This is a genomic window from Nocardioides sp. WG-D5 (assembly GCF_054031175.1).
In genome coordinates this window covers 5,140,724-5,165,775 of the sequence record NZ_CM132928.1, presented here as the reverse complement: position 1 = coordinate 5,165,775, position 25,052 = coordinate 5,140,724, and the positions used below count along the sequence as shown (strand labels likewise).

Annotated in this window: 22 protein-coding genes; 10 read left to right on the top strand and 12 right to left on the bottom strand. The window is 69.5% G+C overall.

Annotation, left to right across the window (positions count from 1 at the left end):
• Positions 1–6 precede the first annotated feature (6 nt).
• Positions 7–2,271 carry an FdhF/YdeP family oxidoreductase gene (locus ACWZJV_RS24945; RefSeq protein ID WP_457179230.1) on the top strand — a complete coding sequence of 755 codons (2,265 nt, stop codon included), beginning with the start codon at positions 7–9 and terminating at the stop codon, positions 2,269–2,271.
• Positions 2,272–2,552: 281 nt separating this feature from the next.
• Positions 2,553–3,740: an elongation factor Tu gene (tuf, locus tag ACWZJV_RS24940; RefSeq protein ID WP_457179229.1), complete on the top strand. Its 1,188-nt coding sequence runs from the start codon at positions 2,553–2,555 to the stop codon at positions 3,738–3,740.
• Positions 3,741–3,795: 55 nt separating this feature from the next.
• Here tuf and ACWZJV_RS24935 read toward each other — a convergent pair whose 3' ends face one another.
• On the bottom strand, positions 3,796–4,248 hold the full coding sequence (locus ACWZJV_RS24935; protein WP_040756417.1) for a PaaI family thioesterase: 453 nt from the start codon (positions 4,246–4,248) through the stop codon (positions 3,796–3,798).
• A 25-nt stretch (positions 4,249–4,273) separates the two neighbouring features.
• Positions 4,274–5,239, bottom strand: coding sequence for an NAD-dependent epimerase/dehydratase family protein (locus ACWZJV_RS24930; RefSeq protein ID WP_008361821.1), 966 nt, complete (start codon positions 5,237–5,239; stop codon positions 4,274–4,276).
• A gap of 82 nt (positions 5,240–5,321) precedes the next feature.
• On the opposite strand from ACWZJV_RS24930, the gene ACWZJV_RS24925 reads away from it, so the two are divergent.
• Complete coding sequence (locus ACWZJV_RS24925) at positions 5,322–6,227, top strand: RNA polymerase sigma-70 factor (protein WP_196874639.1); 906 nt, start codon at positions 5,322–5,324, stop codon at positions 6,225–6,227.
• A 21-nt stretch (positions 6,228–6,248) separates the two neighbouring features.
• Here the strand turns inward: ACWZJV_RS24925 and ACWZJV_RS24920 are convergent, their stop codons facing one another.
• Both ACWZJV_RS24920 and ACWZJV_RS24915 read right to left on the bottom strand, forming a co-directional pair.
• Positions 6,249–6,659 carry a hypothetical protein gene (locus ACWZJV_RS24920; protein ID WP_196874640.1) on the bottom strand — a complete coding sequence of 137 codons (411 nt, stop codon included), beginning with the start codon at positions 6,657–6,659 and terminating at the stop codon, positions 6,249–6,251.
• An 8-nt stretch (positions 6,660–6,667) separates the two neighbouring features.
• Entirely contained in the window at positions 6,668–8,860 is a 2,193-nt protein-coding gene (locus tag ACWZJV_RS24915; RefSeq protein WP_008361824.1) for a DNA gyrase/topoisomerase IV subunit B, read from the bottom strand.
• 250 nt (positions 8,861–9,110) lie between these two features.
• Between ACWZJV_RS24915 and ACWZJV_RS24910 the strand changes: the two genes are divergently transcribed.
• Together ACWZJV_RS24910 and ACWZJV_RS24905 are read left to right on the top strand one after the other, a co-directional pair.
• Positions 9,111–9,338 (top strand): DUF7455 domain-containing protein, encoded by a 228-nt coding sequence (locus tag ACWZJV_RS24910; protein ID WP_008361825.1) that lies wholly within the window; start codon positions 9,111–9,113, stop codon positions 9,336–9,338.
• A gap of 89 nt (positions 9,339–9,427) precedes the next feature.
• Positions 9,428–9,913 (top strand): DUF456 domain-containing protein, encoded by a 486-nt coding sequence (locus ACWZJV_RS24905; protein WP_008361826.1) that lies wholly within the window; start codon positions 9,428–9,430, stop codon positions 9,911–9,913.
• A 165-nt stretch (positions 9,914–10,078) separates the two neighbouring features.
• On the opposite strand, the gene ACWZJV_RS24900 is transcribed toward ACWZJV_RS24905, so the two are convergent.
• Positions 10,079–11,671, bottom strand: coding sequence for an RNA polymerase sigma factor (locus ACWZJV_RS24900; protein WP_196874641.1), 1,593 nt, complete (start codon positions 11,669–11,671; stop codon positions 10,079–10,081).
• A gap of 139 nt (positions 11,672–11,810) precedes the next feature.
• Positions 11,811–12,389 (bottom strand): HhH-GPD-type base excision DNA repair protein, encoded by a 579-nt coding sequence (locus ACWZJV_RS24895; RefSeq protein WP_196874642.1) that lies wholly within the window; start codon positions 12,387–12,389, stop codon positions 11,811–11,813.
• Between the two features lie 84 nt (positions 12,390–12,473).
• Here ACWZJV_RS24895 and ACWZJV_RS24890 point away from each other — a divergent pair, with 84 nt between their 5' ends.
• The gene (locus ACWZJV_RS24890; RefSeq protein WP_457179228.1) at positions 12,474–12,938 is read left to right on the top strand and encodes a hypothetical protein; all 465 of its coding nucleotides are present in this window, start codon (positions 12,474–12,476) and stop codon (positions 12,936–12,938) included.
• Here ACWZJV_RS24890 and ACWZJV_RS24885 read toward each other — a convergent pair.
• Positions 12,935–13,861, bottom strand: a complete 927-nt coding sequence (locus ACWZJV_RS24885) for a DUF4192 domain-containing protein (RefSeq protein ID WP_457179227.1) — start codon at positions 13,859–13,861, stop codon at positions 12,935–12,937. The genes ACWZJV_RS24890 and ACWZJV_RS24885 overlap by 4 nt on opposite strands.
• A gap of 137 nt (positions 13,862–13,998) precedes the next feature.
• Here ACWZJV_RS24885 and ACWZJV_RS24880 point away from each other — a divergent pair, with 137 nt between their 5' ends.
• From ACWZJV_RS24880 to ACWZJV_RS24870, 3 genes are all read left to right on the top strand, one after another.
• Entirely contained in the window at positions 13,999–15,309 is a 1,311-nt protein-coding gene (locus tag ACWZJV_RS24880) for a DNA polymerase IV (RefSeq protein WP_457179226.1), read from the top strand.
• A 151-nt stretch (positions 15,310–15,460) separates the two neighbouring features.
• Positions 15,461–17,596 carry a S9 family peptidase gene (locus tag ACWZJV_RS24875; protein WP_457179225.1) on the top strand — a complete coding sequence of 712 codons (2,136 nt, stop codon included), beginning with the start codon at positions 15,461–15,463 and terminating at the stop codon, positions 17,594–17,596.
• A 205-nt stretch (positions 17,597–17,801) separates the two neighbouring features.
• Positions 17,802–18,749, top strand: a complete 948-nt coding sequence (locus ACWZJV_RS24870; RefSeq protein WP_008361835.1) for a sigma-70 family RNA polymerase sigma factor — start codon at positions 17,802–17,804, stop codon at positions 18,747–18,749.
• A gap of 149 nt (positions 18,750–18,898) precedes the next feature.
• On the opposite strand, the gene ACWZJV_RS24865 is transcribed toward ACWZJV_RS24870, so the two are convergent.
• Genes ACWZJV_RS24865 through ACWZJV_RS24850 form a run of 4 tightly spaced genes read right to left on the bottom strand, consistent with a single transcriptional unit; the run spans position 18,899 to position 23,057 of the window.
• Complete coding sequence (locus ACWZJV_RS24865; protein ID WP_457179224.1) at positions 18,899–20,062, bottom strand: DNA polymerase IV; 1,164 nt, start codon at positions 20,060–20,062, stop codon at positions 18,899–18,901.
• Between the two features lie 36 nt (positions 20,063–20,098).
• Positions 20,099–21,448 carry a glycoside hydrolase family 3 N-terminal domain-containing protein gene (locus tag ACWZJV_RS24860; RefSeq protein ID WP_008361837.1) on the bottom strand — a complete coding sequence of 450 codons (1,350 nt, stop codon included), beginning with the start codon at positions 21,446–21,448 and terminating at the stop codon, positions 20,099–20,101.
• Positions 21,449–21,478: 30 nt separating this feature from the next.
• Complete coding sequence (coaE, locus tag ACWZJV_RS24855; protein ID WP_457179223.1) at positions 21,479–22,069, bottom strand: dephospho-CoA kinase; 591 nt, start codon at positions 22,067–22,069, stop codon at positions 21,479–21,481.
• A 10-nt stretch (positions 22,070–22,079) separates the two neighbouring features.
• Complete coding sequence (locus ACWZJV_RS24850) at positions 22,080–23,057, bottom strand: helix-turn-helix domain-containing protein (protein ID WP_336738724.1); 978 nt, start codon at positions 23,055–23,057, stop codon at positions 22,080–22,082.
• An 89-nt stretch (positions 23,058–23,146) separates the two neighbouring features.
• On the opposite strand from ACWZJV_RS24850, the gene ACWZJV_RS24845 reads away from it, so the two are divergent.
• Positions 23,147–23,305, top strand: a complete 159-nt coding sequence (locus tag ACWZJV_RS24845; RefSeq protein ID WP_008361840.1) for a hypothetical protein — start codon at positions 23,147–23,149, stop codon at positions 23,303–23,305.
• Positions 23,306–23,372: 67 nt separating this feature from the next.
• Here ACWZJV_RS24845 and rpsA read toward each other — a convergent pair whose 3' ends face one another.
• Positions 23,373–24,854 (bottom strand): 30S ribosomal protein S1, encoded by a 1,482-nt coding sequence (gene rpsA, locus ACWZJV_RS24840; RefSeq protein WP_008361841.1) that lies wholly within the window; start codon positions 24,852–24,854, stop codon positions 23,373–23,375.
• Between the last annotated feature and the right edge of the window lie 198 nt (positions 24,855–25,052).

The window sequence follows — 25,052 nt, the reverse complement described above, 5'->3', positions numbered from 1 at the left end:
GCGGGGGTGAGCAACGAGCGTCGCGCAGACCTGCCCGAACCCACCCTCCGCGTCAGCGAGCCGGAGACGGCCGCGGTGGGGATCCCCGGGGTGGCGCACTCGATGGAGTACGCGCTGCGGGAGATGGGACCCGTGCGCAGCCTGCAGACGCTGCTCAAGGTCAACCAGGTGGGCGGCTTCGACTGCCCCTCGTGCGCGTGGCCGGACCCCGACCACCGCAAGGCGGCCGAGTTCTGCGAGAACGGCGCCAAGGCGGTGGCGTGGGAGGCGACCCGCAAGCGGGTCGACCGTGCCTTCTTCGCGGCCAACTCGGTCGCCTCCCTCGACGAGCGCGACGACCACTGGCTGGAGGCGCAGGGCCGGCTGACCGAGCCGATGTACATCGGCCCCGGCGACACCCACTACTCCCCGATCTCGTGGTCGGACGCGATATCGCTGATCGCGGACCGCATGCGCGCCACCGCCCCTGACCGTTCCGTCTTCTACACCTCAGGCCGGGCGTCCAACGAGGCCGCGTTCGCCTACCAGCTGCTCGCCCGCCAGCTCGGCACCAACAACCTGCCCGACTGCTCCAACATGTGCCACGAGTCCAGCGGCACCGCTCTCGGCGAGGTCATCGGCATCGGCAAGGGCACCGTCACCTACGACGACCTGGCCGAACACTCCGACCTCATCTTCGTCGTCGGCCAGAACCCCGGCACCAACCACCCGCGGATGCTGACCGCGCTCGAGTCCGCCAAGGAGAACGGCGCCAAGGTGGTGTCGGTCAACCCGCTCCGCGAGGCCGGGCTGGGCCGGTTCCGCAACCCCCAGACCGTACGCGGCGTCACCGGTGTCGGCACCAAGCTGGCCGACATGCACGTACCCGTGCAGGTCAACGGCGACCTCGCGCTGTTCGCCGGGATCAACAAGGTCCTCGTCGAGCGCGACGCCGTCGACCACGCGTTCCTGGAGGCGCACACCGACGGCTTCGAGGTCGCGGCGCAGGCCTGGGCCGCGATGGAGTGGGACGAGATCACCCGGCTCAGCGGCATCTCGCGCGAGGTGATCGAGTCGCTCGCCGACCTCGTCGAGACCCGGGACCGCATCATCGTGTGCTGGGCGATGGGCCTGACCCAGCACAAGAACTCGGTCGCCACGATCCGCGAGATCGCCTCGTTCCTGCTGCTGCGCGGCAACATCGGCAAGCCCGGCGCGGGCGCCTGCCCGGTCCGCGGCCACTCCAACGTGCAGGGCGACCGCACGATGGGCATCTGGGAGAAGCCGCCGGCGTGGTTCCTCGACGCGGTCCGTGACGAGTTCGGCATCACGCCGCCGCGCGAGGAGGGCTACGACGTGGTCGCCGCGATCGAGGCGATGCGCGACGGCGCCGTCGACGTCTTCCTCGCTCTCGGCGGTAACTTCGCCGCCGCGACGCCCGACACCGCGGTCACCACCGCGGCGCTCGCCGGCGTCGGTCTCACCGTCCAGATCTCGACCAAGCTCAACCGCAGCCACCTCCACCACGGCCGCGAGGGCCTGATCCTGCCCTGCCTGGGCCGCACCGAGCGCGACGAGACCGGCGGCCGGGAGCAGTACGTCACCGTCGAGGACTCGATGGGCATGGTCCACGCCTCCCACGGCCGCCTGCTCCCGGGCTCGAAGGAGCTGCGCAGCGAGGTCGGCATCATCTGCGCGATCGGCGAGGCGCTCTTCGGCTCGGACCAGGGCATCGACTGGGCCACGATGGGCGTGGACTACTCCCGGATCCGTTGGCACATCTCGGCCGTCATCCCCGGGTTCGAGGACTTCGAGGCCCGCCTGAAGGCGCCCGGCGGCTTCGCCCTGCCCAACGGCCCCCGCGACTCCCGCACCTTCAACACCGCGACCGGGCGGGCCCGGGTCACCGCCAACCCGCTGACCGCGGTCACCGCTCCCCCGGGACACCTGCTGCTCCAGACGCTGCGCTCCCATGACCAGTTCAACACCACGGTCTACGGCTACGACGACCGCTACCGCGGGATCAAGGGCGGGCGCCGCGTCGTCTTCGTCAACCCCGAGGATCTCCTCGAGCTCGGTGTCGCCGACGGCGACACCGTCGACATCATCTCGGTCTGGACCGACGGCGAGCGTCGCGCTGCGGGCTTCCGTGTCGTCGCCTACTCCACCCCGCGCGGCTCCGCCGCGGCGTACTTCCCGGAGACGAACGTCCTCATCCCGCTCGACTCCTACGCCGACGGCAGCCGCACCCCGACCTCGAAGTCGGTCGTCGTGCGCCTGGAGGCCCGCTAGCCGGGAATTACATTGCGGGTGTCTGTGTTGGCACCTAACGTGATGCGCATGTTCCGCGTGGTTTCCGAGTTCGACCTGTCAGGCAAGAGCCTGACGGGCGCTCCCACGTGGGCTCCGTCAGTCGATTGCACCGGCGCTCGAAGCTGACCCTCCTCCTGCCTCGCAGGACCCGCGGAGGAGGGTGGCCCGCACCGGCCCCCTCATCGCGGTGACAGCGCTGTGAGGGCTTGCCGGAGGGTCCTGGCTCACCCCGAAATCTTCTGACGGACAAAGGAACTCTCATGGCCAAGAGCCAGTTCGTGCGGACCAAGCCGCACCTCAACATCGGGACGATGGGTCACGTCGACCACGGCAAGACGACGCTGACCGCCGCGATCACCAAGGTGCTCGCGGAGCGCGACCCGAGCGTGAACCGCTTCATCGCCTTCGACGGCATCGACCGTGCGCCGGAGGAGCTGCAGCGCGGGATCACGATCAACATCTCGCACGTCGAGTACGAGACCGCGACCCGGCACTACGCGCATGTCGACATGCCCGGGCACGCCGACTACGTGAAGAACATGATCACCGGCGCCGCCCAGGTGGACGCCGCCATCCTGGTCGTCTCCGCTCAGGACGGCGCCATGCCGCAGACGCGGGAGCACGTGCTGCTCGCGCGCCGGGTGGGGGTGCCCTACCTGGTGGTGGCCCTCAACAAGGCCGACACCGTCGACGACCCGGAGCTGCTCGACCTGGTCGAGCTGGAGGTCCGTGACCTCCTCTCCGAGTACGGGTTCCCCGGTGACGACGTGCCGGTTGTCCGGGTGTCCGGGCTGAAGGCGCTGGAGGGCGACCCGGAGTGGACCGCCGCGATCGGCGACCTGCTGGACGCGATCGACGACTACGTGCCGGTGCCCGAGCGTGAGCTCGGCGAGCCGTTCCTGATGCCGATCGAGAACGTCGTCACCATCACCGGCCGCGGCACGGTGGTCACCGGTGCCGTCGAGCGCGGCTCGCTGAAGGTCGGCGACGCGGTCGAGGTCGTGGGCCTCGGCGAGACGGTCACCAGCACCGCGATCGGTCTGGAGACCTTCGGCAAGTCGCTGGAGTCCGCCGAGGCGGGCGACAACGCGGCGGTGCTGCTGCGTGGGGTCAAGCGCGACGAGGTCCGTCGCGGCCAGGTGGTGGCACTGCCGGGCAGCGTACGGCCGCACCGGAGGTTCCGGGCGAACCTGCACGCGCTGTCCACCTCCGAGGGTGGCCGGCACACCCCGTTCGCCGCGGACTACCGGCCGCAGTTCTACTTCCGGACCACGGACGTGCCCGGCGGGATCGACCTGGGTGACATCGCCCTGGTGATGCCCGGCGACACGATCGAGCTCGGGGTGGAGCTGGAGAAGCCGATCGCGATGGACGTCGGACTCGGCTTCGCGGTCCGTGAGGGTGGTCGCACCGTGGCCGCAGGCACCGTGACCGAGCTGCTCGACTGACCCAGCCGAAAAGGAACGGCCCCCAACCTGTTGGGGGCCGTTTCTGCTGCGCCGGCTAGCCCCGCGGGCGCCACCGCTTCCACAGCGCCTCGCCCTCGGCGCGGACCTTCCCGTCCCACTCCAGCCGCACCAGCGAGGTGATCTCGTCCTCGCTGGCGTCCTTGGTCGAGGCGATCAGCGTGACCGGCTCCCGGAGCGGAGCCGGCCGGCGGTAGCGTACGTCGATCCCGGCCGTCACGTAGGCCAGCGACTCCCCCTCGGCGGGCATCCAGCCGTTGAGGAAGGCCTCCTGGTGCACCGCGGCGGCGCTGTGGCAGTCGAGCAGGGTCGCGATGATCCCGCCGTTGAGGAACCCGCCGCCGTTGTCGTGCTGCGGCCACGGCTGGAAGGTCGCGGTCACGCTCCCGTCCAGCTGCGGATAGCTCTTCAGCTGGAGTCCCTCCGCGTTGGCCGGCCCGCACCCGAAGCAGGTCATCGCCGGCCACCACTCGTCCTGCAACGCGATCATCTTCACCGCGCCACCATAACCAGCATCAGCCGATCCCGGTCCGGAAGCCCTCGCGCCAGGTCGGGTAGGACGGGGTCCAGCCGAGCTCGCGCTTGGCCTTGGCGTTGGACGATCCGCGCACCGAGGTCATCAGGGCGACCCCGAACTCGCCGATCAGCGGCCGCGCGAGCCAGGCCGGGAGCCGCATCGGGTTCCGGCCGCCGACCTGTTCGGCCAGGTACGGCATCCACTGGTTCACCGGCGCGGGCTCGTCGTCGACGATGTTGTAGATGCCCGGCGCGCCCCGGTCGATGGCCGCGACGGTCGCGGAGGCCACGTCGTCGATGTGGACGAACGACCACACCCCCGTACCGCCCCCGACCACCGGCATCTTGCCCTTGCGCAGCAGCTCACCGATGGCGCCGTCACGGGACGCGGCGTTGCCGGGGCCGTAGAAGTTGCCGTAGCGCAGCACGACGCCTTCGAGGTCGGATCCATCGGAGGTCGAGCCTGTCGAGACCACGACGGACTCCAGGTGCCGGATCCCCGCCAGGGTTTCCCGCGCCTCCTTGCCCGGGTCGGCGATGAGCGGAGCGGTCTCGTCCTTGACCCAGCCACCGGTGCGCTCGAGGGTCCAGCCCCCGCCGAAGCTCTGCGCCACGAACCGCCGCACACCGGCCGCCCGAGCCGCCGCCAGCAGGTGGTCGGTGCCCTCGGTACGCAGCCGGTTGGTCATGGCGAACTCACGGTCGAACTTCTTCAGGTTCCCGCTGACCCCACCCAGCGCGGTGAGCTGGTGGACGACCACCTCGGGCGAGGCCTTGGCGACGGCATCCTGGACGCTCTGCGCGTTGAGCGGGTCCATCACGATCCCGGTCGCGCCCAGGCCCGCCAGCATCTCGCACCCCGCCTCGTGCCGGGTCGAGCCGTACACCTCGTGTCCGGCGGCCACCAGCAGCGGCACCATCCTGATGCCGACCGCGCCGGTTCCGCCTGCGATGAAGATGCGCATTGCATGTTCCTTTCGTCGATGTCTGATCCCACCGACGAAACGACCTGCGCTCCTGTGACAGCTGGCGTAAGGTCCTGCACTCGTGGACCTCGCAAGCGCCCATGACGGGCTCCGCCCGCTGATGTTCTCGATCGCCTACCGGATGCTCGGCAGCGTCGCCGAGGCGGAGGACATCGTGCAGGAGGCGTTCCTGCGGATGCACCGCAGCACGCAGGAGTCGGGCGAGGTCGAGAACCTGGATGCGTACGCCACCACGGTCACCACCCGGATCGCCATCGACACCCTGCGCTCGGCCCGCCACCGACGCGAGCAGTACGTCGGGCCGTGGCTGCCCGAGCCGATCCTGGTCTCCGACGAGGACCCTGCGCACCGTCTCGAGCTCGACGAGACCGTGAGCACCGCGTTCCTGGTCCTGCTGGAGTCGCTCACGCCCGTCGAGCGCGCGGTCTTCGTGCTGCGCGAGGTGATGGGCTACGACTACGACGACATCGCCCCGATCGTCGACAAGAGCGCGACCAACTGCCGCCAGATCTTCACCCGCGCCCGCAAGCGGATCGCCGACGGTACGCCACGCTTCGAGCCCTCGGCCGAGCGCCGCGACCAGCTCGCCGCCCAGTTCGTCGCCGCGCTGTCCGCGAGCGACGTGAGCGGCCTGGAGCGGCTGCTCGCCGACGACGTCGTGTTCGTCGCCGACGGCGGCGGGCGGGCTCCGGCCATCCAGAAGCCGATGCTCGGCGCCGTCGCGGTCGCCCGCTTCCTGCTCGGGCTCATGCGCCAGGGCGAGCGCCTCGGCGTGCGCCTCGAGCTGTCCTACGCCAACGGCCAGCCGGCGATGCTCACCCGTGGCGCCGACGGCGCCCTGCTCGGCGTCATCGCGCTCGACGTCGACGGCGGGCGGATCGTCCGCATGCACAACGTCCTCAACCCCGACAAGCTCGGCCACCTGGGCGAGGTCGGCGACCTCTTCGCGCTGCTGGCGGAGCGCTGAGGATCCACCCGCTCCGGGGCGCTACCCGTCCAGAAACGTACGCAGCGACTGGTCGACCAGCGGCCGCCCCAGCGCTCCGTCGGCCAGTGCCTCGCGCAGCGCCGCGACCGAGTCGAGGTCGCCGACGAGGGTGACCAGATCACCGACCTCCTCGCCGATCTCGGCCGGGCTGGTCGCCGCGACGGGCCGGTCCAGCAGGAGCGGACAGTCGACCGGGCCACCCTCGGGCTCGGGATGGCCCAGCGCCGCGACCCAGCAGCCGATCTCGAAGCGCAGCGGCGCGGTCGGTCCGGCCCCCTGGGCGCGCAGGTCGATGTACCAGACGATGTCGTCGCTCTTGGGGTCACCGAGCCGGTGGTGGCCCTTGCGCAGCGGCATGCCGCCGGCCTTGAACGCCTTGGTCGCTGCCGTCCGTGCTGCCTTCTGATCCACCGTGGCGCCTAGAAGTCGAGGTCGGTCTCGGAGAGCTGACCGCCTCCGGCGACGATGAACTCCTTGCGCGGAGCGACCTCGGAGCCCATCAGCAGGTCGAAGACCGCCGCGGCCGCGTCGGCGTCGTCCAGCGTCAGCCGGCGAAGCGTGCGGTGGCGCGGGTCCATGGTGGTCTCGGCCAGCTGGTCGGCGTCCATCTCACCCAGACCCTTGTAGCGCTGCACCGGGTCCTTCCAGCTGACGTTCTTCTTCTTCAGCTCGGCGAGCTTCCGCTGCAGCTCGGGGTCGGAGTAGGTGTAGATGTACTTCTCCATCCCCTTCTTCGGGTTGGAGATCTCGATCCGGTGCAGCGGCGGGACCGCGGTGTAGACCTTGCCGGCGGCGATCAGCTCGGGCATGTACTTGAAGAACAGGGTCGCCAGCAGCGTACGGATGTGGGCGCCGTCGGAGTCGGCGTCGGCCATGAAGATGATCTTGCCGTAGCGCGCCGCGTCCAGGTCGAAGCTGCGGCCCGTGCCCGTGCCGACGACCTGGATGATCGAGGAGCACTCGGCGTTCTTCAGCATGTCGCCGACCGAGGCCTTCTGGACGTTGAGGATCTTGCCGCGGATCGGCAGCAGCGCCTGGAACTCCGAGTTGCGCGCCACCTTGGCGGTGCCGAGCGCGGAGTCACCCTCGACGATGAAGAGCTCGGCGCGGTCGTCGGTGGTGCGGCAGTCGGCGAGCTTGGAGGGCAGCGCGGACGACTCCAGCGCGTTCTTGCGCCGCTGGTTCTCCTTCTGCTGACGCAGCGAGAGGCGGGTCTTGGAGGCGGCGTACACCTTCTCCATCACCAGCTTGGCCTGCTGCTTCTGCGCGCCGCGCGACTCGGTGAGGAAGGTCTTCATCTCGGCGGCCACGACCTTGCGCACCACGCTGCGAGCCGCCGGGGTGCCGAGGATCTCCTTGGTCTGGCCCTCGAACTGGGGCTCGGCCAGACGCACCGTCACGACGGCGGTGAGGCCCTCGAGGACGTCCTCCTTGACGATGTCCTTGTCGTTGACCTTGAGCACCTTGGCCGCGCGCATCGCGTCGTTGAAGGTCTTGGTCAGCGCGTTCTCGAAGCCGCTGACGTGGGTGCCGCCCTTCGGGGTGGCGATCACGTTGACGAAGGAACGGATCTCGGTGTCGTAGCCGCTCCCCCACCGCACCGCGATGTCGACGCCGAGCTCGCGCTCGACGTCCTGCGGGGTCATGTGGCCGGCGTCGTCGAGCATCGGCACGGTCTCGGTGAAGGTGTCCGACCCCTGCAGACGGAGTACGCCGCTGACCGGCTCGTCCTTGGCCAGGAAGTCGACGAACTCGGCGATGCCGCCGTCGTGTCGGAACTTCTCCTCGACCGGATCCGCACCGGACAGGTCGCGGATGACCAGCTCGAGCCCGGGGACGATGAAACTCGTCTGTCGCGCGCGGCCGAGCAGCCCCTCGAGCTCGAAGCGGGCGTCCTTGGTGAAGATCTGCCGGTCGGGCCAGAACCTGACCCTGGTGCCGGTCTTGCCCTTGGCGACCCGCTTGCCCTTGCGGCTCAGGCCGCTCTGCGGCGTGAAGCCGGCCGTCGGGCCGTCGCCGTCGAACACGCCCGGGACCCCACGACGGAACGACATCCCCTGCTGGGCCGGCGAGCGGTCCACGTCGATGTCCATCCGGCTCGAGAGCGCGTTGACGACCGAGAGACCGACACCGTGCAGACCACCGGTCGCGTTGTAGGAGCCACCGCCGAACTTGCCGCCCGCGTGCAGCTTGGTCGCGACCACCTCGACGCCCGGGAGCCCGGTGCGGGGCTCCTTGTCGGTCGGGATGCCGCGGCCGTCGTCGTAGACCTCCACCGAGCCGTCGGGATGCATCGTGACCTCGACGTGGCCGGCGACTCCGGCCAGCGCCTCGTCGACGCCGTTGTCGATGATCTCCCACAGGCAGTGCATGAGACCCCGGGTGTCGGTCGAGCCGATGTACATACCGGGACGCTTGCGAACCGCCTCCAGGCCCTCGAGGACGAGGAGGTGCGCGGCGTTGTAGGTGTTGTCAGAGATGATCGGCTCCTGGCTGTACTGCGTTGCTGCGATGGTGCTCGGGGGATTGCGGCGGGGTGTTGCTCGGATGAAATCTACCGTGCGACACGCCCGGGTCTCACGCAGGCACGCGGCAACCGGCCCCCGCACCATCCGGCGGCACACCTACGTCGTGATCGGTCCGTTACGCGGAACTTGCGGGTTTCGATGCACGAAATGGTCGACTGACAGGTAAGAATGTCTGTCACGGACAGCGATGTCCCGTGGGGTAGGTCCGACCCGGATCCCCAACCCGGAGCGACAACTGCAAGGATTAGAGGTGCGACGGAGGTAAGAGTCCGCGAGGAAACGCTAGCGATCTAGGGAATCTTCTACGACTCACGTACGTTATCCCGGCGCAATCATGATCAGAAATGAGGCCGATGTGACCACTGCCGTTGCCACCAGCTCGCCGCTCACGTCCGAGGACCGTTGCGACCGGTGCGGAGCGCAGGCCTACGTCCGCGCGGAGCTCCACTCCGGCGGCGAACTGCTGTTCTGCGCCCACCACGCCCGCGAGCACGGTGAGAAGCTCAAGGAGATCGCCAGCTCGATCACCGACGAGACGCACAAGCTCACCGAGAAGAACTGACCCCACCCACCAACTCCCCCGGAGGCCCGGACCACGACGGTCCGGGCCTCCGGCGCATCTCGGCCCGCCGCAAGGGCTAGGGTCACCCCGTGAGTCTCGTCGAAGTTCTCGTCGCGCTGGTCATCGCCTTCGGCATCGCCGGCATCATCGTCCCCGTCCTCCCCGGTGGAGCGCTGCTCGTCGCCGCCGCGATCCTCGGCTGGGCCATCTGGCTGGGCGAGTCCACCGGGTGGGTGATCTTCGGCATCTCCGCCGCCTTCATCGCCATCGGGCTGATCACCAAGTACGCCATCCCCGGCAAGCGCCTCAAGGATTCCGGGATGCCGCTGTCCACCCAGATCGTCGGCGCGATCCTGGCCATCATCGGCTTCTTCGTGATCCCGGTGGTCGGCGTCTTCGTCGGGTTCCCCCTCGGCGTCTTCCTCGCCGAGCTGCGCCGTCACGGCGGCGACGCCGGCGACGCCTGGGCCTCGACCTGGACCGCCCTGAAGGCGATCGGTCTCTTCATCCTGATCGACGCCACCGCCGCCACCCTCGCCACCATCACCTGGGTCGTCGGGCTCTTCCTCACCTGACCCTCCCCCGCCGAGTCGGTCGTTCTGGCGTGCCGAGCAGGTGGTTGTGGGCGACGAAACCACAGTTTCGTCGCCCACAACTACCTACTCGGCGCGGCTTCTCGGCGGAAATGGCGAACGCCCTCCCAGATGTCCGGGAAGGCGTTCGGGGTGATCTTAGCCAGATCAGTCGAGATAGTCGCGCAAAACCTGCGAACGCGACGGGTGTCGCAGCTTCGACATCGTCTTGGACTCGATCTGGCGGATGCGCTCGCGGGTGACCCCGTAGACCTTGCCGATCTCGTCTAAAGTCTTCGGCTGGCCGTCGGTCAGGCCGAAGCGCATGCTCACGACGCCCGCCTCACGCTCGGAGAGCGTGTCGAGCACCGCGTGCAGCTGCTCCTGGAGCAGCGTGAACGAGACCGCGTCGGCCGGGACGATCGCCTCGGAGTCCTCGATCAGGTCGCCGAACTCGGAGTCGCCGTCCTCGCCCAGCGGGGTGTGGAGCGAGATCGGCTCGCGACCGTACTTCTGGACCTCGATGACCTTCTCGGGGGTCATGTCGAGCTCCTTGGCCAGCTCCTCCGGAGTGGGCTCACGGCCCAGGTCCTGGAGCATCTGGCGCTGGACACGGGCCAGCTTGTTGATGACCTCGACCATGTGCACCGGGATACGGATGGTGCGGGCCTGGTCGGCCATCGCGCGGGTGATGGCCTGACGGATCCACCAGGTCGCGTAGGTCGAGAACTTGTAGCCCTTGGTGTAGTCGAACTTCTCGACCGCACGGATCAGACCGAGGTTGCCCTCCTGGATCAGGTCGAGGAAGAGCATGCCGCGGCCGGTGTAGCGCTTGGCCAGCGAGACCACCAGTCGGAGGTTGGCCTCCAGGAGGTGGTTCTTGGCGCGCTTGCCGTCCTCGGCGATCCACTCGAGCTCGTCGAGGATCTTCGGGGTGATCTTGCCGCCCTTGCCGAGCTTCTCCTCCGCGAAGAGGCCGGCCTCGATCCGCTTGGCGAGCTCGACCTCCATCTCGGCGTTGAGCAGCGGGACCTTGCCGATCTGCTTGAGGTAGTCCTTGACCGGGTCGGCGGTCGCGCCCGCGACCATGACGGTCTGCTCGGGCTCGTCGGTGTCGTCGGAGGTGGAGACGACGAAGCTCTGCTTCTCGGCCTCCTTCTCGTCCTCCTTGATCGTGGGATCGGCGGCGACGTCCTTCTCGAACTGCTCGTCGGGGATGTCGGGCAGAATCTTCTTGCCGTCGGGACCGATCTGGACGACCGCGGCCTCGTCGTCGTCGGAGTCGTCCGAGTCGTCGACATCGATCTCGTCGACGTCGTCGACGTCGACCTCGACGTCCTCGAGGACGATCTCCTCGCCGTCCTCGTCGATCTCGGTCGTCTTCTTGGGTTCCGGCTCGTCGGCCTTCTTCGCCGCGGCCTTGACCGGCTTCTCCGCCGGCTTCTCGGTCTCGGCAGCGACCTTCTTGGCGGCGGCCTTCTTGGCCGGCGCCTTCGCGGTGGTCGTCTTGCGGGTCGAGGTCGTCGCCGCCGCGGCACGGCCGGTGACGGCGGTGCCGAGGTCCACCGAGATGCCGAGCGTGCTCAGATGACCGAGCAGTGCCTTCAGATGCCTGGGCTCGACCGCGGCATCCTCGCTGGCCTGGCGGACCTGGTCGGGGCTCACCCGGCCGGTCGGCTTGGCCTGGTCGATCAGTGCCTTCACGGCAGGGTGGGCGAGTACCTCAGCGGGTATCTTGCGCGCGTTCGAGGACACGAACACCTCTCCGTCGAACTTGGTCGAGACTTATCAAAAACTCAGTTTGGGCGCGGCAGGGCCCGGGGTCGTCAAGAGCCGCAGATTCATTCTGCCACGGTGGTGGTGAACATTCCCCATCCGGGGCGTCGTATCACCCGCCAACTCATCCGGCTGCTTTGGCTGCGGCCTTCTTCTGCTGTTTGTAGTCACGCACCTTCTGCAACGACGCAACGTCGACGACGTCAGCCACAGAACGGTAACCATCGAGCGCGTAGTCCCCGACGGCCTCTTCCCAGCCCTCGGGCCGCACCCCCAGCTGCTTGGCCAGCAGCGAGACGAAGATCTGCGCCTTCTGCTTCCCGAACCCCGGGAGCGCCTGGACCCGCTTGAGCAGATCCTTGCCGCTGGAGGCCTCGGTCCAGAGCCGGGTGACGTCACCACCGTACTCGCTGGTGACGATGGCGGCGATCCCCTGCACCTTCGCCGACATCGAACCGGGGAACCGGTGGATCGCCGGCGGGGTCGAGGCGATCGCCTTGAACTCCTCAGGGTCCATCTCGGCGATGCGGGCGGGATCCAGATGCCCGAGTCGGGCCACCAGCTTGTGGCCTCCCTTGAACGCATCCTCCATCCGGTACTGCTGGTCCAGGGCCATGCCCAGCAACAGCGCGAACGGGTCTTCGGAGAGCAGCTTGTCGGCGGCCTCGTCGCCGGTGATGTGGAGCGAAGGCATAAGGGACATCCTGCCTCATCTCGCGGTGAAGCACCTGCTCATGCCTGTGGATAGCGGGTCGCGCCGTTCCGGGATCCGTTGCACGCTTGCCCCATGGCCTCCATGTCCACCCTGTCCGCCCTGTCCGAGACGTCCGTCGAAGGGCTGCACGAGCCGCTCTCCCCCGTGCTGGAGAAGCGGCTGAGGCGGGCCGTGCTCGACCACACCGCCACCGAGCACCGGCGGTCGTTCCTGGCGCTCGTCCACCTCGGCATCCCCGGCGGCAAGGAGGTCGTCCACGCCCACCGCGAGGACGAGCCCACCGACCAGTGGCTGCGGGCCGACATCATCCACAGCATGCGGCGCCGCGTCGGCGTGCCGGACCCGATCGTGTGGCTGACTCGGGCCGGCGGCCTGGAGCTCGAGGACGTCGACCTCCGCTGGCTCGCCGCCGCGCGCCAGGCGTTCCGGGAGATCGGAGCACCCCTGACGTACGTCGTGGTGACCCGCAACGCCTGGGTCGACCCGCGATCGGGGCTGAGCCGCCGGTGGAAGCGGCTGCGCTACCGCAACGACTAGACAGGGAGGTCCGCCCGGCTCAGCGCCTCCTCCCAGGCGGTGGGTGGGACCGCGCCCTCGAGCATCTGCGCGACCAGCAGCCCGAGGCCGTGGTGACGCTCGCTCGCGAAGCAGCGGTCGAGTGCGCACCAGGCGAGCGCGCCGTCCCCGCCCAGCCAGGCGGCGAAGGCCAGCACCGCGGCCGGGTGGGCGACGTGGTCGTCGGGGCTGCGGCGTACGACATCGGTCCACAGGCGGACGTGGGCTCTCGCCTCCTCCCGGGTCATCCCACCCCAGGCGGCGTCGCGCCGCTGCGGGTCACCCAGCGCCAGCAGCAGGGAGGCGACCTGACCAGCCGACAGGACCGACCCGGCGACGGCGTCGTCGACGAGGCGGCCGACCTCGTAGATCTTCATCGAGGAGGCCTTCTCCAGCGCCGCCTCGGTCTCGGCGACGGCCGCGGGGACCGCGGCGATCGAGGCGGCCAGCTCGCTGCGGGAGCGGCGCACCAGGTGACCGTCGTAGACCGCCTGGGCGCGGAACGGGTGGGCGCCGACGTCGAACGGCACCCCATCCTCGGGGACACCGTGGAACCCGAGCGGGTCGAACCACCGGCCGTCCTGCACCCGCAGGCAGCCGATCAGATCGATGTCGCACTCGGCGAGCCGCTCGGCCAGACGTCGGGCGATCTTCAGCCCGAAGCGCGGACCGCTGTCGTAGAGGACGAGCAGGACGCCGCGCACCTGATGACGGACGGCGGGCAGGAGGAGGCTGTCGAGGCAGCCCTCGACCTCGCCCGGGGGCGGGAGGTCGATCCGGCCGTGCACCTGATGCGCGCCGCCGAACGTCAGCATGACGATCGACTTCTCGGGCTGGAAGCCCAACAGGATGGGCACGGCGGCCAGGACGTCCTCGGGACGGGCGATGGAGAGTTTCGTGGTCATGCGGACCACACTCCCCGTGACCCACCGACAGTTTCCGGGCCAAAACGGGCGCCTGTGGACAACTCCGTCCCCGACCGGCCCTGTGGACGACAACCGGCCCAGGACGGACTGTCCCCGCTGCCCGATAGGTTGCCACCATGAGACCGCACGCGTCGGTGATGCACCTCGACCTCGACGCGTTCTTCGCCTCCGTCGAGCAGCGCGACAAGCCCTCCCTGCGCGGCAAGCCGGTGGTCGTGGGCGGCATCGGCGGCCGCGGGGTGGTCAGCACCGCGTCCTACGAGGCAAGGACCTTCGGCGTCCGCTCGGCGATGTCGACCCGCGAGGCCCGCGCGCTGTGCGGGCACGCCGCCTTCCTCTATCCGCGCTTCCACGCCTACAAGAAGGTGAGCGAGCAGGTATTCGGCATCCTGCGCGACCTGTCCCCGCTGGTCGAGCCGCTCTCCCTCGACGAGGCCTTCGTCGATCTCGCCGCGGCCGACCTGCCCGACCTCGAGGTCGAGACCGTGACCGAGACCGCTGCCCGGGTCCGCGCCGAGGTCGCCGAGGTCACCGGCGGGCTGAGCGCGAGCGTCGGCCTCGCCAGCTCGAAGTTCATCGCCAAGATCGCCAGCGACCTGGACAAGCCCGACGGCCTGGTCGTGGTGGCGCCCGGCACCGAGCTCGACCTGCTCCGGCCGATGAACGTCAAGGTGATCCCGGGCGTCGGCCCCGCCACCGCCGAGCGGCTGCGCCGGGCCGGAATCCACACCGTGGCCGATCTGGAGCAGGTCAGCGTCGAGGAGCTCGTACGCCTCGTGGGCAAGTCCCACGGCACCAACCTCTACAAGCTGGCCCGCGCCCAGGACGACCGGCGCGTCGAGCCCGAGCGCGAGACCAAGTCGGTCAGCGTGGAGGGCACCTACGACACCGACCTGACCGACCGGCCGCTCATGGAGCAGATCCTCACCCGGCAGGCCGGCGAGGTCGCCGCCCGGCTGAAGAAGAACGGACTCTCGGGCCGCACGATCACGATCAAGGTCAGGCTCTACGACTTCACCACGATCAACCGCTCCGCGACGCTGCCGGCGCCCACCGACCAGGCCGGCACCATCGCGCGCCTGGCCAGGACCCTGCTCGGCGAGCTGTTCACCGCGGGCGACACGGCCGGCGGCGTACGCCTTCTCGGGGTCGGCGTCTCCGGTCTCGCCGACTGGATCCAGGAGGACCTCTTCGGCGACGACGGCGAGGACGACACCGAGCCCGAGCTCCCGCTGCCCGAGCCCGTGCGGCGGCCCACCTGGGCGGCCGGGATGGACGTCGTCCACGCGGAGATGGGCCGCGGCTGGGTCTGGGGGTCGGGGCGAGACGTGGTGACCGTGCGCTTCGAGACCGCCGAGACCCCCGCCGGCCCGGTGCGGTCCTACGCCGCCGACGACCCGGACCTTCAGCCCTACACCGAGTCCTGAGGCCCTCTCCCCCGGTCCGGATTTCGCCGTCGCGGCCGGTGGGTGCGGTATCGCGCCAGGCGACCCAGGTGTGCGATAGCGCGATGCGATGCGCCAACCGCGCCGGTGCTGCGGTCGGGCGTTCGAGGGTGGCGAGGATAGGGTCTCGTTCATGTCTGCAGACCGCTCCTCGATGCCCTGGCCGATCGCTCCCAAGAAGCCCTCGTCGAAGCAGTTCCACGGCCTGACCCGGACCGACGACTACGAGTGGCTCCGTGAGAAGGAGAACCCCGAGGTCATCTCCTACATCGAGGCCGAGAACGCCTACACCAAGGAGCAGACCGACCACCTGGCCGACCTGCGCTCGCAGATCTTCGAGGAGATCAAGGCGCGCACCCTCGAGACCGACCTGAGCGTCCCGACGCGCTCGCGCGGCTACTGGTACTACGGCCGCAGCTTCGAGGGGAAGCAGTACGGCGCGAGCTGCCGCGTCAAGGTGGCCGACCCCGACGACTGGACTCCCCCGACCCCGGCCGACGTCACCCACGACCAGCCCGCGCTGCCCGGTGAGGAGGTGCTGCTCGACCTGGACGCGCTCGCCGAGGGTCATGACTTCTTCAGCCTCGGCGGCTCCTCCGTCAGCCCGTCGACCACCCTGCTCGCCTATGCGACCGACGTGACCGGCGACGAGCGCTACACCGTACGCGTCAAGGACCTCACCACCGGCGAGCTGCTGACCGACGAGCTCACCAACGTCCACGGCGGCGCCACTTGGGACCGCGACTCCGCCAACCTCTACTACACGACCGCCGACGAGTCCTGGCGCGCCGACAAGATCTGGCGCCACCGCCTCGGCACCGGCCAGGACGAGGACGAGCTCGTCTTCCACGAGACCGATGACCGGTTCTGGGTCGGCGTGGGACGCACCAAGTCCGACCGGTTCATGTTCATCGGGACGGCCGCGAAGATCACCGCCGAGTACCGCTTCCTCGACCTCGACGACCCCGACGCCGGCTGGCAGGTCTTCGCCGCCCGCGAGGAGGGCGTCGAATACTCGGTGGAGCACGCCACCATCGCCGGCGAGGACGTCTTCCTGGTCACCCACAACGCCTCCGGACCCGACTTCGAGATCGCCACCGCGCCGATCGCGCCGACCCCGCGGTCCGAGTGGCGGCCGCTGATCGCGCACACCCCCGGCGTACGCCTGGAGGACGTCGACGCCTTCGCCGGCCACCTGGTCGTGCACCAGCGCAGCGAGGGCCTGACCCAGCTGCGCATCCTGGAGCTCGGCGAGGATGGCGTGGCCGACGACTACCTGGTGAAATTCGACGACGAGCTCTACACCATCGGCTCCGGCTCCAACCCGACCTTCGAGACGCCGGTCGTGCGGCTCGGCTACACCACGATGCGCACCCCGGCCTCCGTCTACGACTACGACGTACGCAGCCGCGAGCTGACCCTGCGCAAGCAGGCCCCGGTGCTCGGTGGCTACGACCGGGACGACTACGAGGAGCACCGGCTGTGGGCGACGGCCGAGGACGGCGTACGGGTGCCGATCTCGATCGTGGCGAAGAAGGGGCTGCACGAGCAGGGGCCGATCCCGGTGCTGCTCTACGCCTACGGCTCCTACGAGGCCAGCATGGACCCCTACTTCTCGATCGCCCGGCTGAGCCTGCTGGACCGTGGGATCGGCTTCGCCATCGCCCACATCCGCGGCGGCGGCGAGATGGGCCGGGCGTGGTACGACGACGGGAAGATGCTGAAGAAGCAGAACACCTTCTCCGACTACATCGCCTGTGCGCGCCACCTGGCCGAGTCGGGATGGTCGACGCCCAGCAAGATCATCGCCGAGGGCGGCAGCGCCGGCGGGCTGCTGATGGGTGCGGTCGCCAACCAGGCACCAGACGCCGTGGGCGCGATCGTCGCCGCTGTGCCGTTCGTGGACGCGCTGACGACGATGCTCGACGCGACGCTGCCGCTGACCGTCACCGAGTACGACGAGTGGGGCAACCCGGAGGCCGACAAGGAGACCTACGACTACATGTCCTCCTACGACCCCTACACGAACGTCACCGCCCAGCACTACCCGCCGATCCTGGCCGAGACCAGCATCAACGACACCCGGGTGCTCTACGTCGAGCCCGCGAAATGGGTCGCCAAGCTGCGCGCGACGGCAGAGAATCCTGGCGACGTACTGCTGAAGACGGAGATGGCCGCCGGACACGGCGGGGTCTCGGGGCGCTACAAGGCGTGGGAGGACCGGGCGTTCAGCCTCGCCTGGATGATCGACCAGGTGACCTCTGCGTAGGGCATATCTGCGGGCTTCTCGGGGTACTCCATGAGAAACCCCTGAGATTCACCTCGCGATGCAACTTATCGCCTGCCGCGTACGTCGAACCGGACAAGAGATCGAAGACGGATTCGATGACAAGGCGCTCTACCAGGGAACACCTGGGAGGGGCGAAGCGTTGAAACCACCGTGAGGCCACAAACCTCACCGTGAGGAGGTTCCCATGGCGACACGCACCGCAACCGCCACCCGAGAGATCGAGGGGCGTGACAGCGTCGGGCTGTATCTCGACGAGATCGCCCGCAACGAGCTCCTGGATGCCGCCAAAGAGGTTGAGCTGTCCAAGGCGATCGAGGCCGGCCTGATGGCCGAGCACCTCTTGGCCGAGGGCCGCGTCGGCCGGAAGAAGGCACCCGGTGGAGCCACCCGAGCGGAGCTGGAGTGGCTGGCCGAAGAGGGTCACCGCGCCACCCGCGAGTTCATCAACGCCAACCTGCGTCTGGTGGTGTCCATCGCGCGGAAGTACGGCCGCGCCCAGATGCCGATGCTGGACCTGATCCAGGAAGGTAATACCGGCCTGATCCGGGCCGTTGAGAAGTTCGACTACACCAAGGGCTACAAGTTCTCGACGTACGCGACGTGGTGGGTGCGTCAGGCGATCACCCGTGGCATCGCCCAGCAGGCGCGCGTGGTCCGGCTCCCGGTCCACGTCGTCGAGGAGCTCAACCAGGTCGGCGGCGCCCGCCGCACCCTGGAGCGTCAGCTCGGCCGTGACCCGGAGCCGGAGGAGATCGCCGCCGAGCTCGGTATGGACATCGACCGCGTCCTCGACCTGCTCTCCTGGGGTCGTGACCACGTCTCGCTCGACACCCCGATCGACGAGGACGGCGACACCTCCCTGGGTGACCTGATGGCCCAGGAGTCGGCGCCGTCGCCGGACATGGACGTCATCGACGTGGAGTCGCGCGAGCGGCTCAACTCGCTGGTCGGCCAGCTCGACGAGCGTTCCGCCGACATCGTCCGCTCCCGCTACGGCCTCACCGACGGCCGTCAGCACAAGCTCGCCGACATCGGCGTCAAGCACGGCATCTCCGCCGAGCGCGTACGCCAGCTCGAGCGCGAGGCTCTGCAGAAGCTCCGCCGCTTCGCAGATCCCGATCTGGCGGCCTGACCTGTAGAAAACCCAAGATTCGGCGCTCCTCGTACGAGGGGCGCCGAATCTGTACTTGTGGCGGGCGAGCATGCAGTTGTGGGCGACGAAAGTGCAGTCTCGTCCCCCACAACTACCGACTCGGCCCGCCACGACGACGGTTTCGGCGGTCAGTAGCCTTCGGGCGGCGGGGCCATCTCGAGGCGTACGCCGATCAGCCGGATCGGGCGGTCCTTCTCGACGCGGTCCAACAGCGCCACCGCCTCGTCGGCGAGGCGATCACCGTCGAGGGTGGGCTCGGGGAGCTTGTGGCCGCGGGTGACGGTGAAGAACGGCTTGAACCGCACCTTGATCTCGACCCTGGTCACCGGGCGGTCCTCCTTGACCACGTCCGCCAGGCATTCGGCGCAGAGACGGCGGGTGGCGGCGACGATGTCGGGCCACTCGACGAGGTCCTGCTGGAAGGTCTCCTCGTGGCCGTGGCCGCGGGCGACCCACGGCGAGGGGTCCACCGGGCTGGTGTCGGCGCCACGGCCGAGGCGGCGCAGCCAGGGACCGGTGGTGGGGCCGATCGCGGCGGCCAGTCCCTCGGCCGAGGCGGCGCCCAGGTCGGCGACCGTCTCGATCCCGAGCCCGGCGAGCCGCTTCGCGGTCTTCGCCCCGATCCCCCACAGCGCGTCGGTGGGGCGGTGGCCCATCTCGGCGTCCCAGGTCTCGTGGGTGATCCGGTAGACGCCGGTCCCCCGCAGCTGCCCGTCCGGACCGGGCTCGTGGCCGCCCGCTCCGGCCTCGCGCGCGACCGCACCGTCGACGCGCTGCTTGGCGAACCCCGTCGCGAGCTTCGCCTGCAGCTTGTTGTCGCCGACGCCGACCCCGCTGTGCAGCCGGGTGCGTTCGAGCACGAGGTCGCGTACGTCCTGGGCGAAGGCCACCGGGTCACCGAGATCTCCGTGGCCGGGGCCGGGCCCGAGGAAGGCCTCGTCCCAGCCGAGGACCTCGACCAGGACGGGTACGCCGCCCCACTCCAGCGACCGCAGGGTGTCCATGACGCCCGCGGAGGCCTTGTCGTAGGCGGCCTGGTCGACCGGCAGCAGCACCGCGTCGGGACACTTCCGCACCGCCAGCCGCAGCGGCATCCCGGAGCCGACCCCGTGCGCCCGCGCCTCGTAGGAGGCCGTCGAGACCACGGCGCGCTCGGTGGGGTCCCCACGACCGCCCACGATCACCGGCTTCCCGGCGAGCTCAGGCCGCCGGAGCACCTCCACCGCAGCGATGAACTGGTCCAGGTCGACGTGGAGCACCACGTCGGTGGTCGCTCGCCGGCGCTCGCTCATGCCACCGATGGTGCCACGAACCGGCGGGCGAGGGCGTCAGCCTTCTGAGGCCACCTCGGAGAGGGCCGCAGAGGCCTTCTCCGCCTGCTCGCGTACGTCACCGGGCACCGGCACCGCTGCGGCGGTGCGCTGCTGCCACAGCTGCATGGCGACGACCTTCGCGGCCGCGTCCTCGACGCGAGCGCGGTCGAGGCGGCCCGAACGCATGGCCTTGACGACGCTGCGGTGGGCGGCCTTGGAGTCGGCGGGCATCAGCAGGAGGTCGGCGCCGGCCTTCAGGGCGGTGACCGAGGGCTTCTTGGTGGTGGTCGTGACCGCCCCCATCCCGAGCGAGTCGGTGACCGCGATACCGGTGAAGCCGAGGTCGTCGCGGAGCAGGTCGTAGATCGGGGCCGCCATGCTGGCCGGCTTCCCGGGGGCCACCGCCTTGACGTCGACGTGGCTGATCATCACGGCCGGGGCCCCGGCGTCGACCGCGGCGTCGAACGGCACCAGGTCGCGGCGCTTCAGCTTCTTCATCCCGAAGTCGAGCTCCTGGAGCCCGAGGTGGGTGTCGCCGGTGACGGCGCCGTGGCCCGGGAAGTGCTTGGTCGTGGAGACCAGACCGGCCTCGTTGTAGCCCTGCACCGCGGCGGAGACCGCCGTGGCCGCCACCCGGGGCTTCTCGCTCGGCGAGCGCGACCCGATCGTCGGGTCGGCCGCGCCGACGGTCACGTCGGCGACCGGCGCGAAGACCCAGGTGAAGCCGAGGTCGCGCAGCTCGAGCGCCGTCGTACGCGCCGCCTCGGTCGTCGCCGCGATGCCCTTGCGCGGCTTCGCCTCGATGGCGTCTCCGGTGCGCGCGAACTCCGGGAACTCGGTGGCCACGCCGCGCAGGTGGGAGACGACGCCACCCTCCTGGTCGACGCCGATCACCGCGGGGAACGAGCGCCCGTCGGCCGCCACCGCACGGGACACCGCGGCGGTCGTCTCGCGCACCTGCGCCTCGTCGACGACGTTCTCGCCGGTCACGCTGACACCGGCGAGGTGGAGCTTGCGCACCATCTTCGCGGCCTTGGCCGGGTCGGTGCCGTGGTAGCGGCCGACGATCACCTGTCCGGCGAGCTGCTTCTCGTCCCAGCCCGCGACCAGCTCACGGGCGGTCGCCAGCTCTCCGCTCGTCGGACCCCAGCCCAGGGGCGTGGTGTCCTTCTTCGGGTCGGTCTTCGTGGTCGCAGCCGCCGGCCTGTTCGGCTCCTCCTCGGCCCGCGTCGGCATCCCGACGGTCACTGCTGCGGCGCCCGCGCCGACTGCCAGCGTCAGCACGACACCGGCGATCACCGGCCTCATCCAGCGGCTCGAACGGCGCGGACGGTCCTCTGATTCGGTGTGCTTGCCCCCAGTCACGCGGCCGAGTATGTCAGCAACACCCGCCCATCACCGCGTTGCCGCGAGTGCGTCGTAGATCTCCTCCACCCGCTTGCGCAGATCCTCGAGAGTGCCGGTGTTGTCGATGACGTACGTCGCCACCGCGAGCCGATCCTCACGACTAGCCTGGGCGGAGATGCGGGCGCGGGCGTCGGCCTCGGTCATCCCGCGCGCGACCGCGCGCTCGACCTGGGTCTCGACCGGCACGTCGACGACGATCACCTCGTCGAAGAACGGCGCGTAGCCCACCTCGACCAGCAACGGGATGTCGTTGACGACCAGCCGTCCCGCCGCCCGCGCGGTCTCCTCGAGCTCCGCGGAGCGCGCCCCGACCAGCGGGTGCACGATCGCGTTGAGCCGCTCGCGGGCGCTCTCGTCGGCGAAGACGATCTCGCCCACCTTGGCCCGGTCAAGCTCCCCGGCCTCGGTCAGCACCGACGGCCCGAACTCCTCGACGACGGCCGCGAGCCCGGGCGTGCCCGGCTCGACGACCTCGCGGGCGATCTTGTCCGAGTCGACGATCACCGCCCCGAACCCGGCCAGCAGCTCCGACACCGTGCTCTTCCCCGAGGCGATCCCACCGGTGAGTCCTACGCGCATGGGCGCAACCCTAGGCCGTGTCCTCCAAGGACGCGGCGGGGGCACACGCGAACCGGCGCCGGTAGGCCTGGGGCGAGAGGCCCCGCACCCGGGTGAAGTGGTGGCGCAGGGCCGCGGCGTTGCCGAAGCCGACCTCGCCCGCGATCCACTCCACCGACCGCTCGGTGCGCTCCAGCAGCTCCTCGGCCCGGCGGACCCGTTGTGCGGTGATCCAGGCATAGGGCGTGGCCCCGGTCTCGGCGCGGAACCGCCGGGCGAACGTACGCGGCGACATCAGGACCTGCCGGGCCAGCGAGTCGACGTCGAGCTCCTCGTGGAGATGGGACGAGATCCAGGCCAGCAGAGGCCCCAGCGTCTCCGCGTCGGGCTCGGGGACCGGGTGGGAGATGAACTGCGCCTGTCCCCCGTCACGCTGCGGCGGGACGACCATCCGGCGGGCGACGGCGGAGGCGACCGCGGCGCCGTACTCCTGGCGCCAGATGTGCAGCGCGGCGTCGAGCACGGAGGCGGTGCCGGCGCTGGTGACGATCTGGCCGGTGTCGACATAGAGCACCTCGGGGACGACCCTCGACTCCGGGAACCGCCGCTGCAGCTCGGTGGCGTACTTCCAGTGGGTGGTGCACTCGATCCCGTCGAGCAGGCCCGCCTCCCCCAGCGCGAAGGCGCCGGAGCAGGCGGTGAGGAATCGGGCCCCACGGGCGTGCGCGCGCAGCAGCGCGTCCTTCACGTCCACGGGAAGGGTGCCGCTGGGACCGCCGAACGCGGGGATGGCGATCAGGTCGGCCTCCTCGAGGCGCTCCAGGCCGTTGGGTGCCTCGACCTTGAACCCGAGGTTGGTGCGCACCATCCCGGCCGTCGGCGCGCACACGGCGAAGTCGAGGTAGGGCACCCCGTCGTCGCGGCGGTCGATGGCGAAAGCCTCGCAGACCGCACCGAACTCGAAGGGGGCGACACCGTCCCAGATCACCGCAGCGACGTTCCTAAGCACCTCAGAAGGGTGCCAGTTGGCAGGAAATCGCGCAACTTAGGCATTTCTGCCAATGTGGCAGGAATACCTGGTAGCGAAGAATTACTGCCATGACCACCGCACTGATCCTCATCGCACTGTTCGCCCTCGCCACCTACGCCACCTTCGCCGTCGTGCACGGCGACCGCCCCAAGGCCGCGCCTCGGTCCCACGCCATCGACCCGGCCTTCGAACCCCGCAGCAGCCTGCCGGCGACCAGGTGGCCCTAGAAAGCCGAATGCCCGGCCCCTACGAGGGGCCGGGCATTCATGCTTTTCAGAGCGTAAGCTCAGGAGTTCACTGACCGCCGGTCAGCTTCTCGCGAAGCGCCTGGAGCGCCTCGTCGGAGGCGAGCGAGCCGCCCTCGTCCTCGGAGACGGTCTCGTCGACCGAGCCACCCGAGGAGTAGGAGGTGGCCTCGCCGGCCTCGGCAGCCTTCTCGGCGGCCTCCTGCTGCTGCTTGATGTGGGCCTCCCAGCGAGCGTGGGCCTGAGCGTACTGCTCCTCCCACTTCGCGCGCTGCTCGTCGTAGCCCTCGAGCCACTCGCCCGTCTCCGGGTCGAAGCCCTCGGGGTAGATGTAGTTGCCCTGGTCGTCGTAGGTCGCCGGCATGCCGTAGAGGGTCGGGTCGAACTCCTCGACGTCGGTCGAGGTGACCGTCTCGTTGGCCTGCTTGAGCGAGAGCGAGATCCGGCGACGCTCGAGGTCGATGTCGATGATCTTGACCATGACGTCGTCGTTGACCTGGACGACCTGCTCCGGGATCTCCACGTGGCGCTCGGCCAGCTCGGAGATGTGCACGAGGCCCTCGATGCCCTCCTCGACGCGGACGAACGAACCGAACGGCACCAGCTTGGTGACCTTACCCGGGACGATCTGGCCGATCTGGTGGGTGCGGGCGAAGTGCTGCCACGGGTCCTCCTGGGTCGCCTTCAGCGACAGGGAGACACGCTCGCGGTCCATGTCCACGTCGAGAACCTCGACGGTGACCTCGTCACCGACGGTGACGACCTCGGACGGGTGGTCGATGTGCTTCCAGGACAGCTCGGAGACGTGGACGAGACCGTCGACGCCGCCCAGGTCCACGAACGCACCGAAGTTGACGATCGAGGAGACGACACCCTTGCGGATCTGACCCTTCTGGAGCTGGGTCAGGAAGCCGTGGCGAACCTCGGACTGGGTCTGCTCGAGCCAGGCACGGCGCGACAGGACCACGTTGTTGCGGTTCTTGTCGAGCTCGATGATCTTGGCCTCGAGGGTCTGGCCGACGTACGGCTGCAGGTCGCGGACGCGACGCATCTCGACGAGGGAGGCCGGGAGGAAGCCACGCAGGCCGATGTCCAGGATGAGACCACCCTTGACGACCTCGATGACCGCGCCCTCGACGACGCCGTCCTCCTCCTTGACCTGCTCGATCGTGCCCCAGGCGCGCTCGTACTGCGCACGCTTCTTGGAGAGGATCAGGCGGCCTTCCTTGTCCTCCTTCTGGAGCACCAGGGCCTCGACCTTGTCGCCGACCTCGACAACCTCGGACGGGTCGACGTCGTGCTTGATCGAGAGCTCGCGCGACGGGATGACACCTTCGGTCTTGTAACCGATGTCGAGCAGGACCTCGTCCCGGTCGACCTTGACGATGACACCGTCCACGATGTCGCCGTCGTTGAAGTACTTGATGGTCTCGTCGATCGCGGCGAGGAAGTCCTCTTCCGACCCGATGTCGTTGATCGCGACCTGAGGCGCGTCGTAGTCAGGAAGAGGAATGTTGAGCGTGCTCGTCATAAGGGAGGTGGTTTCCTTGGGTGGACAGATATCGTCGGGTCACACACATCTGGAGTCTCGGATCGGCAGCCCCTCGCCGGCACCAGCACAAACAGGCTTCGTCGCCCGGTGTGAACCGGCTGTCGAGGTAGCAGGCCAAGGTCCACTCGGTCCGGGACCCGGGCAGACTTCAGACGCAGTTTCCAAGCCTACGCTCCA